The sequence below is a fragment of the Bradyrhizobium sp. WBOS08 genome (assembly GCF_024585125.1).
In the GTDB taxonomy this organism is placed as follows: Bacteria; Pseudomonadota; Alphaproteobacteria; order Rhizobiales; family Xanthobacteraceae; genus Bradyrhizobium; species Bradyrhizobium japonicum_B.
In genome coordinates, this window is sequence record NZ_CP028988.1 from 5941076 (window position 1) to 5956756 (window position 15681).

Genomic DNA, 15681 nt, shown 5'->3' on the forward strand with positions numbered 1-15681 from the left:
GCCGGAATGACCAGCGCAGAGACCTCGGCCGCACACTTTGACACGGCCCCAGCGGAAGAGCCCCGGCGTTGGTCGGCGCGACGCTGGCTGGCGCCGTTTGCCGTGGCGCTGGCGCTGCTGTCGGCCTTCCTGACCTTCCTGGTCCTGACCGGCCTCACCAGGATCGAGCCGACGCCCGAGGTCGTCCGTTCGATCTACCTGATCAACGCGGCCACGATCCTGCTGCTGGTCGGCATCATCGTCCGCGAGCTCTGGCAGCTGATCCTGGCGCGGCGGCGGGGCCGGGCGGCGGCGCGCCTCCATGTCCAGATCGTCAGCCTGTTCTCGATCGTGGCGGTGCTGCCGGCCGTGCTGGTCGCCATCGTCGCCAATGTCACCATCGAGCGTGGCCTCGACCGGCTGTTCTCCGGGCCGACCAAGCAGGTGATCCAGAACTCACTGACGATCGCGCGGGCCTACATGCAGGACCATGCCCAGCTGATCCGCGGCGACATTCTCGGCATGGCCAACGACATCGCGCATGCCCGGCCGCTCTACGACCAGGATCGCCGCTCGTTCCGCGAGATGCTGACCGCCAGCGCCGGCTCGCGCAATCTGCCGGGCGCGATGATCATCGACAAGAACACCAACATCCTGGAATCCGCCGACACCGGCATGCGGCTGGCTTATTCGCCGCCGGCGCCCGACTTTCTCAGCAACGTCAACGAGAACGAGCCCGAGATCGCGGTGCTCCCCGATGCGAGCTTCGTCGCCGCGGTGATCCGGTTGCGCGCGTTCAACGACACCTTCCTCTATGTTGCCCGCCCGCTTGATCCCAACGTCGTCAATCAGCTCAAGCAGACCGAGGTCAGCGTCGCCGAATACGCCCAGATCGAGTCGCGCCGGCTCGGTATCCAGGTCGCCTTCGCGCTGATGTTCGCCGTGATCGCGCTGACCATCCTGATGGCGTCGGTGTTGATCGGCCTCAACTTCGCCAACTCGCTGGTCTCGCCGATCCGGCGGCTGATGAACGCGGCCCACACGGTCTCGACCGGCGATCTCCATGTCCAAGTGCCGGTGCACCAGTCCGAAGGCGATCTGGCCCAGCTTGGCGAGACCTTCAATAAGATGACGCAGGAATTGCGCAGCCAGCGCGACGAGCTCGTCAACGCCAGTGACCTCATCGACAGCCGCCGCCGCTTCATCGAGGCGGTGCTGTCTTCGGCGAGCGCCGGCATCATCGGCGTCGACGCCTCCGGCAGCGTCGGCATCCTGAACCGCTCGGCCGAGAAGCTGATCGGGCACGCCGAATCCGAGACGCTCGGCCATCCGCTCTCCGACGTGCTGCCCGAGCTCGACGAGATGATGAAGGCGGCGCGGGAAGGGACCCAGCGGCTCGTGCAGGGCCAGATCACGATCACGCGCGACGGGCAGGAACGCAATCTGTCGGTCCGGGTCAGCGCCGAGAAGAATCAGCCGCACGACAGCTACATCATCACGCTCGACGACATCACCGAGCTGGTCTCGGCGCAGCGCACCTCGGCCTGGGGCGACGTGGCGCGCCGCATCGCCCACGAGATCAAGAACCCGCTGACGCCGATCCAGCTCTCGGCCGAACGCATCCGCCGCAAGTTCGGCAAGGACATCACCGAGGCCAAGGACAAGCAGATCTTCGATCAATGCACCGACACCATCGTGCGCCAGGTCGACGACATCCGCCGCATGGTCGACGAGTTCTCGCGTTTTGCCCGGATGCCGAAGCCGGTGATGGAGGGCGAGGACGTCGCCGACACCGTGCGGCAGGCCGTGTTCCTGATGAAGGTCGCCCATCCCGAGATCGACATCGAGGCCGAGTTCAAGCAGGATCCGCTCCGGGCCCAGTTCGACCGCCGGCTGATCTCCCAGGCGGTCACCAACATCGTCAAGAACGCCACCGAGGCGATCGAGCAGGTCCCGCCGGAAGAGCTCGGCAAAGGCCGCATCGACGTCGTCGTCTCCCGCGAGGGCGATGACGTGTTGATCGACGTGATCGACAACGGCATCGGCCTGCCCAAGGTCGCGCGCTCGCGGCTGCTCGAACCCTACGTCACGACCCGGGCCAAGGGCACCGGCCTTGGCCTTGCGATCGTCGGCCGCGTGCTGGAAGACCATGGCGGCCGCATCGAGCTGAAGGATGCCTCCGACTTCCGCGAGGGCCAGCGCGGTGCCTGGATGCGGATGCGCTTTGCCATCTCCGGGCAACCCGCCAAAACCGAGGGAGCCGAGCAGGGGTCGGCGGCCAAGGACATCACCAAGGACACCGTGACGGAGCCGGCCAAAGAGGCGGCGCCGGAAACAAAAGAGCCGGCGGCCGAAACCAAAGAGCCCGCTGAAAAGACCAATGAATCAACGAAAATCGAAGCCTCAACAGGCAGCTGACATGACAGGCGCGATCCATGGCAAGTGAAATTCTGATTGTCGATGATGAGGCCGATATTCGCGATCTCGTTGCGGGCATTCTCGAGGACGAGGGCTTCGTGACCCGAACCGCACGCGACAGCGATACGGCACTCGCCGAGATCGCCAACCGCAGGCCGCACCTGGTGTTCCTCGACATCTGGCTGCAAGGCTCCAAGCTCGACGGCTTGCAGCTGCTGGAACAGGTCAAGAAAGACAACGCCGACCTGCCGGTCGTGATGATCTCCGGCCACGGCAACATCGAGACCGCGGTCGCCGCGATCAAGCGCGGCGCCTACGACTTCATCGAGAAGCCGTTCAAGGCCGACCGCTTGATCCTGGTCGCGACCCGGGCGCTGGAGAACTCGCGGCTGAAGCGCGAGGTCAAGGAGCTGAAGCAGCTCGCGCCGAGCGCGAGCCAACTCGTCGGCCGGTCGCCCAGCATGAACCAGCTGCGCCAGACCATCGAGCGCGCCGCCAAGGCCAACAGCCGCATCCTGATCGTCGGCCCCGCCGGCGCCGGCAAGGAATTGACCGCACGCACGCTGCACACGGCCTCGGGCCGTGCCGACGGTCCCTTCGTCGTCATCAACGCCGCCGCGATCACGCCCGAGCGCATGGAGCACGAGCTGTTCGGCATCGAGCAGTCCAACGGCGAGCAGCCGCGCAAGCCAGGCGCGCTCGAGGAAGCCCATGGCGGCACGCTGTTCATCGACGAGATCGCGGACATGCCGCGCGAGACCCAGAACAAGATCCTGCGCGTGCTGGTGGAGCAGTCGTTCCAGCGCGTCGGCGGCACCGCCAAGGTGCAGGTCGACGTGCGCATCATCTCCTCGACCGCGCGCAACCTCGAAGAGGAGATCGCGGCCGGCCGTTTCCGCGAGGACCTCTACCACCGGCTCTCGGTGGTGCCGATCCGCGTGCCCGCGCTCTCGGAACGGCGCGAGGACATCCCGGAACTGATCGACTATTTCATGGAGCAGATCTCGGCCGGCAGCGGCCTGCCGAAGCGGCAGATCGGGCAGGACGCGATGGCCGTGCTGCAATCGCATGTCTGGCCAGGCAATGTCCGCCAGCTCCGCAACAACGTCGAGAGGGTGATGATTCTCGCGGCAGGCGGGCCGGAGGTCATCATCACGGCGGACATGTTGCCACAGGACGTCGGCTCCATGGTGCCGGCGATGCCGACCAGCAACAATGGCGAGCACATCATGGGCCTGCCGCTGCGCGAGGCGCGCGAAGTGTTCGAGCGCGACTATTTGATTGCACAGATCAGCCGTTTCTCAGGAAATATTTCTCGCACGGCCGAGTTCGTTGGCATGGAACGGTCGGCGCTGCATCGAAAGTTGAAGGCGCTCGGTGTCGGCTAGCGCCTCTTCGCGCGAAGTGGCCGCCGGCTCGCATGCGGAAAGCGACGTGAAAACAAGAATCTAGCGCGGTAACATGGCGGCGGTAGCTGAGAGATAAGCGCAAAAATCATCGATTTCCGTATTTTTTCGGGACAATCAGCCGGGGGCTGCCACGCGAAGCGGCTTGCCTAATAGGCCCACCTGTCCTCTAATCGCACAGCTGTTCCGTCCGAGGGGGATCTCATGACGGAAACGGCAACCGGGAGAGGCCCCGAACCTCACAAAGAGGGCCGCGACCGGCGCAATAAAAAGAAACTCAAAGCGAGAAAAGAACAATGGCGGCAGACCGCGCACAAAACCTACAGGACACCTTCCTCAATCACGTTCGCAAAACCAAGACGCCACTGACGATCTTTCTGGTCAACGGAGTGAAGCTCCAGGGCATCGTGACCTGGTTCGACAATTTCTGTTTGCTGCTTCGGCGCGACGGTCACTCGCAGCTGGTCTACAAGCATGCGATCTCGACCATCATGCCTGGCGCTCCGATCCAACTGTTCGAAGGCGGCGAGGATCAGCCGGCTTGAGAGTGATCTGATTGGAACCCCGGAATTTCGACGGGGATGCTGACCGTCCGCGGTCGGCAGGGGCTAAGCAAACGGGGCGGGTGCTTGTCGTCGGCCCCTATTTGCGAGTGCGCGCAGGCAGTGCCGACGCGCAATCGGAAGCTCATGTCCTGCGTGACGTCGAGGCCCGGCTCCACGAAGCCGCCGGCCTTGCACGCGCGATCGATCTCATCGTCGCCGACGCCATCGTCGCGCCGGTCAGCCAGATCCGCCCCGCCACCTATATCGGCAAGGGCAAGGTCGAGGAGATCGCCGGCCTGATCAAGACCCTCGACGTCGAGCTCGTGGTGATGGATTGCGCGCTGGCGCCGATCCAGCAGCGCAATCTCGAGAAAGAGCTGCACGCCAAGGTGCTCGATCGCACCGGCCTGATCCTGGAAATCTTCGGCCGCCGTGCCAAGACGCGGGAAGGCTCGCTCCAGGTCGAGCTCGCGCATCTCAACTACCAGCGCTCGCGCCTGGTGCGCTCGTGGACCCATCTGGAGCGCCAGCGCGGCGGCTTCGGCTTCATGGGCGGTCCCGGCGAGACGCAGATCGAAGCGGACCGCCGCCTGATCCAGGAGCGCATCTCCAAGCTCGAGGGCGAGCTGAAGAAGGTGCAGGCGACGCGGCGGCTGCATCGCGCGGGACGTCAGCGCGTGCCGTATCGCGTCGTCGCACTGGTCGGCTACACCAATGCCGGCAAGTCGACGCTGTTCAACCGCCTGACCCGCGCCGACGTGCAGGCCGCCGACATGCTGTTTGCGACGCTCGATCCGACCTTGCGCGCACTCAACCTTCCGCATGGCGGCAAGGCCATGCTGTCGGACACGGTCGGCTTCATCTCCAACCTGCCGACCCAGCTGGTCGCCGCCTTTCGCGCCACGCTGGAAGAGGTGCTCGAGGCCGACGTCATTCTCCATGTGCGCGACATCTCGCATGAGGATGCCGAGGCCCAGCAGAGCGACGTCGACGCAGTGCTGCGCCAGCTCGGCATCAACCCCGATGATTCAGGCCGCATCATCGAGGTCTGGAACAAGATCGACCGTTACGATTCCGAGCAGCGCGAGGAGCTTCTGAACATCGCGGCACGCCGGCCTGCGGACCATCCGGCCATGCTGGTCTCCGCCGTCACGGGCGAGGGCGTCGATGCATTGCTCGCCGCGATCGAGGAACGCCTTGCCGCCAAGCGCACCACGCTCGACCTCTCCATCGACGCCGCCGACGGCGCCGGCATCAGCTGGCTGCACCGCAATGCCGAGGTGCTGTCCAAGGAGCTGCACGACGGCCGCTTCGACATGACGGTGCGGGTGGACGAGACCAAGCGGGACATCGTGGTGTCGAGGTTCGACGCGGTGCCGCATCACGCCACATAACCGGTGTCGTCCCTGCGCACGCAGGGACGACACCGGAGCTAGCGGCTGGCTTCCTTGCGTTCTTCCGACGTTGGCTTCGTCTCGCCCTTCGCCTCGTTCCACAGCGCGTCCATCTCCGCGAGCGAAGCCTGCTCCAGCGTGCGGCCCTGCGCCTCCAGCGCCCGTTCGATATAGGCAAAGCGGCGCTCGAATTTTGCGTTGGTCGCACGCAATGCGGCTTCCGGATCGGCATCGACGTGGCGGGCGAGGTTGACGAGGGCGAACATCAGGTCGCCGGTCTCCTCCGCCAGCTCCTGCTTGTCGCCACGGTCGAGCGCGGCCTCGATCTCGTCGGCCTCCTCGCGGATCTTTGCCAGCACGGCGCGCGGGTCGTTCCAGTCGAAACCGACGGTCGAGGCCTTGCGCTGCAGCTCCATGGCGCGGGTCAGCGCGGGCTGGCCCGCCTTCACGCCTGACAGCAGCGATGTGTGCGCCGGCATCTCCTCGGGCGGCCGGCGCGCGGCGCGCTCGGCTTTTTCCTCGGCCTTGATGCGGTCCCAGACTTCCTTGACGTGGGAGGAGGCGAGGTTGCCGTCCTTGTCGGCGAAGACGTGGGGATGGCGCCGGATCATCTTTCTCGTGATGGCTTCGACGACGTCGCCGAACGCGAAAGCGTTCTGCTCCGACGCCATCTGGGCGTGGAACACCACTTGCAGCAGCAGGTCGCCGAGCTCCTCGCGGAGATCATCGAGGTCGCCGCGCGTGATTGCATCCACCACCTCGTAGGCTTCCTCGATCGTGTAGGGCGCGATGGTCGCGAAATTCTGCTCGAGATCCCAGGGGCAGCCGGTCACCGGCGTGCGCAGCGCGGCCATGATCTCGATCAGGCGGGAAATGTCGCGGGAAGGGGTCATCGCGGGGCTATTCTCCTGGCTCCTAGCGTTATGCCAAAAGCCGGCCGCCGTTCCCAGCGCGGGCAGGCGGAACGGGCCGATTTCCACCGATTGGCTGAGGCGTTCCACAATGCTAAAGCGCGGGCCATGAGCGACACATTTTCATCGGAAACCGCGCTGGTTCTGTTTTCCGGCGGGCAGGATTCCACCACCTGCCTTGCCTGGGCGCTCAGCCGCTTTTCGCGCGTGGAGACGCTGGGGTTCGACTACGGCCAACGCCACGCCATCGAGCTCGCCTGCCGCGAGCGGCTGTTCGACGGCGTGAAGGCGTTGCGCGCGGATTGGGCGGCAAAGCTCGGCGACAGCCATACCCTGGCGATCCCGACACTGGCGGCGGTGTCGGAGACCGCGCTGACGCGCGACGTCGAGATCGCAATGGGCGCCGACGGCCTGCCGAACACCTTCGTGCCCGGGCGTAACCTGGTTTTCCTGACCTTTGCGGCGGCGCTGGCCTACCGCCGCGGCATCACCCATATCGTCGGCGGCATGTGCGAGACCGACTATTCCGGCTATCCCGATTGCCGCGACGAGACCATCCGCGCCATGCAGACGGCGCTCTCGCTCGGCATGGCGCGCAAGTTCGAGCTGCACACGCCCTTGATGTGGATCGACAAGGCCGCGACGTGGCAGCTGGCCGAGGACCTCGGCGGCGAGGGGCTGGTCGACCTCATCCGCGAGCACTCCCACACCTGCTATCTCGGGACGCGCGGCGCGCAGCACGATTGGGGCTATGGCTGCGGCGAGTGTCCGGCGTGCAGCCTGCGGGCGAAGGGGTGGCGGGAATTCGTGACGGGGCGCTGAGGCCGCGCCGTACTCCGCTCGTGCCCCGGACGCAGCGCAACGCTGCGGCGATGCGAAGCATCGTCCGGGACACGAGCGGCGCGAGCTAGCCGAAATCCTCAGGCTGCAGCACGATCGGCTTGCCATGCGGCGTACGGTCGGCGGCGCGGTCCCAGGCATCGCGATAGCGGTGCAGCGTGTCCGTCGAGGCGACCCCTTTGCTTGCCACCAGGCCTTCCAGCGTGGCGAGCCAGTGCTGATAATAGGTCTCGCCCGTATCAGGATCGCCCGCGGCCTGCGCCCGCTTGATCTCCGAGGCCAGGGCCGCGGCCCATTCCGGCCAGGTGAACACGCCGCGCTGGTGCAGCGTCAGGGCCATCGCGAACGCATGCGCCTCCCAGGGCGCGCGGAACACCGGACCGTCGTCGTCGCGCGGAATGCTCGGAATGGCCGCCGTCGCAGCAGCGGCAAGTGCGCTGCTCATCACGCCGGATCCAGATAGGGCTCGAAGGCGTCGATCGAGACCTTCAGGGTCGGATCGCCGTCCTCGCCCCAGAGATCGCGGCCTTCGAACACGACGGTGTAGAGCCATTGCGGATGCTCGCCGCGCTCCATCGCCGCCGTATCTGGAAACACGTGGCAACCGTGGTTGAGCTCGACGATTCCGACATGGCCGCGGACATACCGCGGCAGCCTCGTATGCGTGGCCGGATGGATGTTCTTGGCCCGCACACGCTCGCCGATCTTGAACTTGGCGGGCGCCGAGGCGGGGCGGGCGAACTTGCCGCGCACCATGATGCGCTCGACCTGCGTGAGGTCGAACTTGCCGTGCTTGAGCGCCTTGGCCGGCTGCATCGCGTGGCCGGCTTCGACCTCCTCCCTGGTGAGGTAGCCCTTCTCGATCAGCATCTCCTCGAGACCGAGGAACCATTTCTTGTAATAGGAGCTCGCGAGATAGACGTGCGGCGGCAGCGTCTCGCGATAAAATCGCGAGGTGTCGATGTTGAAGGCGCCGGCCGCGCCCATCGCGCGCACCATCGCGAGCACGCGCGACTCCCATTCCTCATGGAACATCGGCTCGTTCGGCTCGGGCTCGACCTTGCCGAATCCGTCCATGCCGCCCATGTCGTGCACGCCGTTCATGACGGCGCTCCCGGCGTCCTGGGAAAGCCCGTGCCGATCATGGAGTCGCGGGTGACGAGCTCGGCGAGCTGCTCCTCGCTCCATCCCTCCGTGCCCTCGGGTCGCATCGGCAGCACCAGGAAGCGCGTCTCGGCGGTGGAATCCCACACCCGGATTTCAATGTCCTTGGGCAGGGTGACGCCGAAATCGGCGAGCACGCCGCGCGGGTCCTTCACCGCGCGCGAGCGGTAGGGCGCGGCCTTGTACCAGACCGGCGGCAGACCCAGCATCTCCCATGGGTAGCAGGAGCACAGCGTGCAGACGACTATGTTGTGGCGCTCGGGCGTGTTCTCGACGACGACGAGATGGTCGCCGACGCGGCTGACATGGCCGAGCGTGCCGATCGCCTTGGAGCCGTCCTCCAGCAGGGCCTTCTTGAAGGTCGGATCGGTCCAGGCCTTGGCGACGACGCGTGCGCCGTTGTGCGGGCCGATCTTGGTCTCGTAGGTCTGGATGATGGCGTCGAGCGCGGCAGGCTCGACATAGCCCTTTTCCGTCAGGATGGTCTCGAGCGCGCGCACGCGCAGTTCGGTCTCCGACAGCTCGGAATGATCGTGATCGTGATGATGGTCGTGATCGTGGCTCATGGCGCCAAGGATAGGCGCAATGGCCCGGGCCTGTCGAGTATGCCGGACAGCGCGACCGGGTCCCATGTTCGTGAGGCCGGATGTAGGCTAGGGTCGCCGCAAAACTGATTGGGAGATGCTGGTGACCGACTATGTGAAGATCGAAAAGGGCCTCGGGCCGGAGGGACGGATCGCAGTGGTGCGTTTCGACCGGGGCGACGGCATCAACGCACTCTCCCCGGAAGCGCTGCGCCAGCTCACGGCGGCGGCGCGCAGCTTCGAAGACGATGCGGCGACCTCGGTCGTGGTTCTGACCGGCAGCACCAGCGCCTTCAGCGCCGGCTTCGACTTGAAGGACGACGAGGGCCGCTCGCGCAAGGAGATGGATCTGGGCACGCTGCGCCGGCACCTCAAGCTCGGGCCGCGCCTGACGCACGCCTGGCAGGAGATGGAGCAGATCACGATCGCGGCGATCGAGGGCTTTTGCGTCGGCGGCGGCGTCGCGCTGGCCGTGGCGCTCGATTTCCGCGTGATGGGACACGACGCGCATCTGCGCGTGCCCGAGATCGGGCTCGGCATGAACATGAGCTGGCAGAGCATCCCGCGCATGCTGCATCTAATCGGACCCGCCCGCACCAAGCAGGCGGTGATCCTGGCCGACCAGCGCATCTCGGCGGATGAGGCCTATGAATGGGGCCTGGTGGAGCAGGTGACCGATCCCGGCCATGCCTTCGATGCCGCCATGGAGCTCGCCCGCAAGGTCGCCGCGCAGCCGCCGCTCTCGGTTGCGATGACGAAGCTCACCGTCAACCGGCTCGCGCATGCGCTGGACGATCTCGCCAGCCACATGGATGTCGACCAGTTCGCGCTCGCCAGCTTCAGCGAGGATCACAAGGAGGGCGTCGAGGCGTTCCTGGGCCGGCGTAAGCCGCGCTTCAAGGGGCGATAGCTCAGCTCGTTCAGAGCGCCGGCGACTATCTAGCGCGCCGAGGCAGTATGGTCGACGCCGGTGGAGGTAAAATCCGCCGGATCGAACGATGCTGTTCGTTCTCGCGCCGGGCATTGATCGAAATCAACGAAAAATTGTGCGCGTCTCACGATGCTCGTCTATCCGAGGCGCGCGTGGCGCGCCTCTTTTGGGGAGGCGCAGATGGCACGAACGACGGCCTACTTCACGACCACCGATGAAGATCGCGACGTTTATCACAATCAGGATGATTGCCCGACCGGCTCGAAGATTCTCGCGAAGAACAGGAGCAGCGGTGACATCGGCAGCCGGTCGCTCTGTGCGCAGTGCGCCAAGCACGGTTACGGCCATTATGACAACTGGCTGTCCGACCAAGAGGCCCAGGGCGAAGCGGCGTGCAAGAAGGAGGCCGAAGCGCTGCAGAAACTCACCGCCAAGCGCGATGCTGCCCGCGCGCGAGAGGACGCCTATGGACACTTGGAGACGCAGTTTGACGAGATCGCAAACGAGCGCAAGGCTCTGGAGAGCAACAAGAATCGCACCGCAGAGGAGAATGAAAAGCTCGCATCACTCAAAGTCCAATACAACGATCTCTATCAGAAGCTCCAGTCGATGGCTGCGCAGCACAAGACCGACAGCGACGACCTCGTGCGTCTCGAGGGTGGCAAGACGGACGAAAGCGGCAAGCTGGATGAAGGCCAAATCAAGAGGCGCAAGGCGGCGTTGGACAAACTCGAGAGCAGCAAGGCGCGCTACGGGGAGGCTGCGGCCAGACTCGCGGCGGCCCACGCGGCCGCCGTTGCGGGACGGAGTGACCCCGAGAAGGTGGAGCTGATTGCCGACGTCGTCATGAACGAAGCCAGGGGAGAGGACCCCTACATCAAGAAGTGCCTCGCTTACGCCTACCTCAATTTGACAAAAGGTGACCTGCGGCCTCCGCGAGGAGCCGAGATCAGCGATTTCACCCGGAGCGAGAAGCGCTTCGATGATCCCAAAGAAAGCGATCAGGTCAAGTACATCAGGAGCGTGGCCGAGAGTCTGGAGGCTGTTCGCGCGCGTCTGGATGAACCGAAGAGCGATCCGACCCACGGTGCCAACCACTGGGCCAGCCCGAAGAACCTGAGCAAGAAGAGGCGCGCTGAGTACGAGAGCAAGACCGGCGAATATGAGTGCTCAATCGCGCCGTCAAGATTCCGATGAAAGACATTCCGGAAGAGACTTTCACGTTCTGGAAGACCGACGATTGAGAGAACGCCACCGGATCCTGAGCGTGCCGCCAACCTGAGCTTGGCGTATTGAAGCTGGAGCGGGGCCGTTGCGACGAGGCTGTCTGAGCAGGGCGTCGAAGTACCAGACGGCGTTGCGACGGGGTCATGGTAGAGGATTTGTTCTCCGCGTCCGCCTCCGATGTCCCTGGTGCTCGCGCCCCGTCGGTCGACCACCGCCGTCTAGAAAGATTCCAGATCTGCGCGCCTCTCGCCGCGGCTGAGCGCATTCACCGCAGGTGCTGCGCACAGGTCTGGAGAAATTCTAACCGCGTTCCTATCGCACTCCGAAACCGCCTGAGCTACGGCGGAATATCAAGAACGATACCGGCAAAGCCGGCAGTGCGTGGGGGCTTCGAACGACGTGACCGACTTCCAATTTTCTTCGCGTGGCAACACGTGTTCTCGCCAGATTCAGATTCTCTGCCTCGGAGCGGTGAGCACGCTTTGTCTCGTCATTCCGGTTGGGTCCGCGGAGGCCCAGACCCAGATTCCGGCCGTCACCGTCGATGCGCCGGCTCAGCGGGCCCGTCCTGCGGCGATCGCTTCGTCGCGAAGGGCGGCGACGCGGACCTCGCGCGCCAATCGCCGGTCTCCCGCGCAGCAGGCCGCACCAACCCAGTCGGCAGCAGCGAACGGTGCAACGGGCGAGCGCGCCAATGGTCCGGTGCGTGGTTTCGTTGCGACGCGCAGCGGCACCGCTACCAAGACGGATATTCCGCTGATCGAAACGCCGCAGTCGGTGTCCGTGATCACCACCGACCAGGTCAGGAATCAGGGCGCGGTCTCGATCGGCGAGGCGCTGCGCTACACCGCCGGCGTCAGCGGCGACGTCAATGGCGGTTCCGACACCCGCTTCGGCGCGCTCCAGATTCGCGGCTTCGACACCACCATGTCCGGCCTTTACATCGACGGCCTGCGGATTCCCTCGAGCAATTACGTGCACTTCAACGGTCTCGATCCTTACGGCGCCGAGCGCCTGGAAGTGCTGAAGGGACCGTCCTCGGCGATGTATGGCGGCAGCGGCACCGGCGGCATCCTCAACTACGTGACGAAACTGCCGACCGCACAGCAGTTCGGCGAGGCCTCGATCTCCGGCGGCAGCTTCAACCGCTACCAGGGCCAGTTCGACATGGGCGGCCCCGCCAACAAGGAGGGTACCGTGCTGTGGCGCCTGACCGGCGTCATCCGTGACGGCGAGACTCAGGTCGACTTCACCAAGGACAATCGCGTCTTCATCGCGCCCGCGGTCACGTTCAAGCCGAACGAGGACACGACGATCACCCTGCTCGCCAATTTTCAGCGCGACCGGGCAGGGTGGGGCCTTCAGTTCCTGCCGGCCTCGGGCACGGTCTGGCCGAACAACGGCCGCACCATCCCGGTCTCGTTCTTTGCGGGCGTGCCGAGCTTCGATGCGTTCAACACCGAGATCGCGACCGCAGGCTATCAGCTGTCGCACAATTTCACCGACAACATCACGTTTCGGCAGAACCTGCGCTACGCCTATCAGCACAACGAGGAGAAGGTTTTCTACGGCACCGGATACACCAACGAAGCGGCGGGACAGCTCGGGCGCTTCGGCAGCTACAGCAACTCGTACATCAACTCCTTCGCGGTGGACAACCAGCTCCAGGGCAAGTTCGTCACCGGCATCTTCAGCCACAATACCCTGGTCGGGCTCGACTATCGCAACACCACGTTCCGCGACACCGCCTTTGCCGTCACGACCTCATCGCCGGAGATCAACGTCTTCAACCCGGTCTACAGCTACGACTGGACCATGGGCGGCATGTACGACAACAAGGGCGTCAAGCAGTCGCAACTCGGCCTCTACGCGCAGGATCAGATCAAGCTCGGCCGGCTCTCGTTCCTGCTCGCAGGTCGCGAGGACTTCGTGACGACCCAGGTCGATACCGACGTATTCACCCCGTCGTCGGTCACGAAGGATGCCACGGCCTTCACCGGCCGCGCCGCCGTGATGTACAATTTCGACAACGGCATCGCGCCCTATTTCAGCTATTCGGAATCGTTCCTGCCGGTGCTGGCGACCGGTCCGGCAGGACAATTGCTCAATCCCGAGACCGGCGTGCAGTACGAGGTCGGCGTCAAGTACCAGCCGCTCGGCTGGAACGCGCTGTTCACCTTCGCCGCCTTCGACCTGACGCGCGACAACGTCGGCGTCTACGTGCCTGCGGCCGCCTATTACGAACAGATCGGGCAGGTGAAATCGCGTGGCATCGAGCTCGAAGGCTCGATGTCGCTCGCCGACGGCTGGAACCTGCGGGCCGCGTATGCCTATGTCGATGCCGTGGTCACGCAGGATCCAGTCAATGTCGGCAAGGCGCCGGTCACCGTGCCGCTCAACCGCGCTTCGTTGTGGAGCGACTACACGCTCCAGAGCGGGCTGCTGGCGGGCTTGCAGTTCGGCGGCGGCGTCCGCTACGTCGGCGCCACCTGGGGCGATGATGCCAACACGTTCAAGGTGGGATCGGCCACGGTGCTGGACGCCCTGCTTGCCTATGCCAGGGACAATTGGCGTCTGTCGGTGAACGTCACCAACCTTGCGGATACGCGTTATGTCGCCGCCTGCTACGGCCTGTCGGGCTGCATGTATGCCGAAGGACGGAAAGCCATCGGCAAGCTGACCTACCGCTGGTGAGGTCAGATGCGGATGGTCCGGCGTACGAGCCGGACCATCCGGTGCCGCCCATGCGGCAGTAGGGACCGGCAGCCCGCACTGCCACGGAGGCGGCCAGTCGGCGATCAGAACGGATAGTGCCGCGGCCCGGTCTGCACCGTGATCCAGCGCAGCTCCGTGAATTCGTCGACTGCCGCCTTGCCGCCGAAGCGGCCGTAACCTGATGCCTTGGTGCCGCCGAACGGCATCTGCGGTTCGTCATGCACGGTCGGGGCGTTGATATGGCAGATGCCCGCCTCGATCCGCTTGGCGACGCCGAGGGCGCGCGCGATGTCACGGCCGAACACGGCCGAGGAGAGGCCGTATTCGGTGTCATTGGCGACGCGCACCGCCTCGTCTATTCCGCTGACACGGACCACGGTCACCACCGGACCAAAGCTCTCCTCACCATAGATGCGCATTGCCGGCGTGACGTGATCGACGATCGTGGCTGGCATGATGGTGCCGCTGCCGTGCCCGCCGGCCGCGACCACGGCGCCCTTGGCGAGCGCATCGTCGATCAAGCCCCGGACGCGGTCACAGGCCGCACCGCTGACGAGCGATCCGAGCACGACATTGCCCTTGCGGGGATCGCCATGAGGAAGGCTCTTCGCCTTGGCGGCGAACTTGGCGACGAAGGCGTCCGCCACCTTGTCGTCGACGACAATCCGCTCGGTCGACATGCAGATCTGGCCCTGGTTCATGAAGGCGCCGAACGCTGCCGCGTTCACGGCGGCGTCGAGATCGGCATCGTCGAGGATGACGAGCGGGGCCTTGCCGCCAAGCTCCAGCAGCGCGCGCTTCAGGTGCTTTGCGCATGCCAGCGCGATGAGGCGGCCGACGCGGGTCGAGCCGGTGAAATTGACGCGGCGGATTGCAGGGTGGCCGATCAGCGCCTCGACCACCGCCTGCGCATCTTCGGGTGCGTTGGTCACGACGTTGACGACGCCGTCGCCGAGGCCGGCCTCCGCCAGGCAGCTCCCGATCAGCCGGTGTACACCCGGGCTCATCTCGGACGCCTTCAGCACCACGGTATTGCCGCAGGCGAGCGGCATCGCGACCGAGCGCACGCCGAGGATCACGGGGGCGTTCCACGGCGCGATACCGAGCACGACACCGACCGGCTGGCGAAACGCCATGGCGAGGTTGTCGGGCTTGTCGGTCGGAATGACTTCGCCTGATATCTGCGTCGTCATGGCCGCGGCTTCGCGCAGCATGCCCTCGGCCAGATGGACGTTGAAGCCGGCCCAGCCCGCGGTGGCGCCGGTCTCGGCCACCATCAGAGCGGTGAATTCCGCCGCCCGGCGCGCCAGGATGTCGGCGGCCGCATTGAGCCGCTTGCGGCGCTCGGACGGAGCAAGCTGCGACCAGGCAGGAAACGCGGCCGCTGCGGCGTCCGCGGCGCGCATCGCGTCCTCGATCGAGGCCGCCGCGACGATGGTCGCGATCTCGCCCGAGATCGGGTTGTGGCGCTGAAAAGTGCGCTGATTGCTGGCCGCCTGGTCCTTGCCGGCGATCAGAAGGTCGATGGCGTTCATGGAGCTCTCCAAGAATTGCAGGAGGGGTTGCT

General features: G+C 65.4%; 13 protein-coding genes. 8 read left to right on the top strand and 5 right to left on the bottom strand.

Translation table 11 applies throughout. The annotated features are described in order from the left end of the window. Window positions 1-6: 6 nt before the first annotated feature. From DCM80_RS28000 to hflX, 4 genes are all read left to right on the top strand, one after another. Window positions 7-2397, top strand: coding sequence for a PAS domain-containing sensor histidine kinase (locus tag DCM80_RS28000; RefSeq protein ID WP_257194644.1), 2391 nt, complete (start codon window positions 7-9; stop codon window positions 2395-2397). 17 nt (window positions 2398-2414) lie between these two features. Next, entirely contained in the window at window positions 2415-3785 is a 1371-nt protein-coding gene (locus DCM80_RS28005) for a sigma-54 dependent transcriptional regulator (RefSeq protein ID WP_028136496.1), read from the top strand. A gap of 314 nt (window positions 3786-4099) precedes the next feature. Further along, window positions 4100-4348: an RNA chaperone Hfq gene (gene hfq, locus DCM80_RS28010; RefSeq protein ID WP_007591126.1), complete on the top strand. Its 249-nt coding sequence runs from the start codon at window positions 4100-4102 to the stop codon at window positions 4346-4348. A gap of 11 nt (window positions 4349-4359) precedes the next feature. Further along, window positions 4360-5742, top strand: a complete 1383-nt coding sequence (gene hflX / locus DCM80_RS28015) for a GTPase HflX (RefSeq protein ID WP_257194645.1) — start codon at window positions 4360-4362, stop codon at window positions 5740-5742. 38 nt (window positions 5743-5780) lie between these two features. Here hflX and mazG read toward each other — a convergent pair whose 3' ends face one another. Beyond that, entirely contained in the window at window positions 5781-6635 is an 855-nt protein-coding gene (gene mazG, locus DCM80_RS28020; protein ID WP_257194646.1) for a nucleoside triphosphate pyrophosphohydrolase, read from the bottom strand. Window positions 6636-6761: 126 nt separating this feature from the next. Between mazG and queC the strand changes: the two genes are divergently transcribed. Then, entirely contained in the window at window positions 6762-7475 is a 714-nt protein-coding gene (queC, locus tag DCM80_RS28025) for a 7-cyano-7-deazaguanine synthase QueC (RefSeq protein ID WP_257194647.1), read from the top strand. 85 nt (window positions 7476-7560) lie between these two features. On the opposite strand, the gene DCM80_RS28030 is transcribed toward queC, so the two are convergent. From DCM80_RS28030 to nthA, 3 genes are read right to left on the bottom strand one after another with little or no spacing between them, the layout of a single operon-like run. Continuing rightward, on the bottom strand, window positions 7561-7938 hold the full coding sequence (locus tag DCM80_RS28030; protein ID WP_257194648.1) for a nitrile hydratase accessory protein: 378 nt from the start codon (window positions 7936-7938) through the stop codon (window positions 7561-7563). After that, window positions 7938-8597, bottom strand: coding sequence for a nitrile hydratase subunit beta (gene nthB / locus DCM80_RS28035; protein WP_257194649.1), 660 nt, complete (start codon window positions 8595-8597; stop codon window positions 7938-7940). Before nthB ends, DCM80_RS28030 begins: the two co-directional genes overlap by 1 nt. Beyond that, window positions 8594-9223, bottom strand: a complete 630-nt coding sequence (gene nthA, locus DCM80_RS28040) for a nitrile hydratase subunit alpha (RefSeq protein WP_257194650.1) — start codon at window positions 9221-9223, stop codon at window positions 8594-8596. The genes nthB and nthA overlap by 4 nt, the downstream gene beginning before the upstream one ends. A 121-nt stretch (window positions 9224-9344) precedes the next feature. Between nthA and DCM80_RS28045 the strand changes: the two genes are divergently transcribed. From DCM80_RS28045 to DCM80_RS28055, 3 genes are all read left to right on the top strand, one after another. Then, window positions 9345-10151 (top strand): enoyl-CoA hydratase/isomerase family protein, encoded by an 807-nt coding sequence (locus DCM80_RS28045; protein WP_028136488.1) that lies wholly within the window; start codon window positions 9345-9347, stop codon window positions 10149-10151. Window positions 10152-10352: 201 nt separating this feature from the next. Then, window positions 10353-11369 (top strand): hypothetical protein, encoded by a 1017-nt coding sequence (locus DCM80_RS28050; RefSeq protein ID WP_257194651.1) that lies wholly within the window; start codon window positions 10353-10355, stop codon window positions 11367-11369. A gap of 732 nt (window positions 11370-12101) precedes the next feature. Then, window positions 12102-14093: a TonB-dependent siderophore receptor gene (locus tag DCM80_RS28055; RefSeq protein WP_257198078.1), complete on the top strand. Its 1992-nt coding sequence runs from the start codon at window positions 12102-12104 to the stop codon at window positions 14091-14093. A gap of 104 nt (window positions 14094-14197) precedes the next feature. Here DCM80_RS28055 and DCM80_RS28060 read toward each other — a convergent pair whose 3' ends face one another. After that, entirely contained in the window at window positions 14198-15649 is a 1452-nt protein-coding gene (locus DCM80_RS28060; RefSeq protein ID WP_257194652.1) for an aldehyde dehydrogenase, read from the bottom strand. Window positions 15650-15681: the final 32 nt, after the last annotated feature.

What these genes read in the sequence shown, in the direction of transcription:
- queC (WP_257194647.1), top strand. Translation starts at nt 6,762, where the DNA reads ATGAGCGACACATTTTCATCGGAAACCGCGCTGGTTCTGTTTTCCGGC.
- DCM80_RS28050 (WP_257194651.1), top strand. Translation starts at nt 10,353, where the DNA reads ATGGCACGAACGACGGCCTACTTCACGACCACCGATGAAGATCGCGAC.
- hfq (WP_007591126.1), top strand. Translation starts at nt 4,100, where the DNA reads ATGGCGGCAGACCGCGCACAAAACCTACAGGACACCTTCCTCAATCAC.
- nthB (WP_257194649.1), bottom strand. Translation starts at nt 8,597, where the DNA reads ATGAACGGCGTGCACGACATGGGCGGCATGGACGGATTCGGCAAGGTC.
- nthA (WP_257194650.1), bottom strand. Translation starts at nt 9,223, where the DNA reads ATGAGCCACGATCACGACCATCATCACGATCACGATCATTCCGAGCTG.
- DCM80_RS28000 (WP_257194644.1), top strand. Translation starts at nt 7, where the DNA reads ATGACCAGCGCAGAGACCTCGGCCGCACACTTTGACACGGCCCCAGCG.
- DCM80_RS28060 (WP_257194652.1), bottom strand. Translation starts at nt 15,649, where the DNA reads ATGAACGCCATCGACCTTCTGATCGCCGGCAAGGACCAGGCGGCCAGC.
- DCM80_RS28005 (WP_028136496.1), top strand. Translation starts at nt 2,415, where the DNA reads ATGGCAAGTGAAATTCTGATTGTCGATGATGAGGCCGATATTCGCGAT.
- mazG (WP_257194646.1), bottom strand. Translation starts at nt 6,635, where the DNA reads ATGACCCCTTCCCGCGACATTTCCCGCCTGATCGAGATCATGGCCGCG.
- DCM80_RS28030 (WP_257194648.1), bottom strand. Translation starts at nt 7,938, where the DNA reads ATGAGCAGCGCACTTGCCGCTGCTGCGACGGCGGCCATTCCGAGCATT.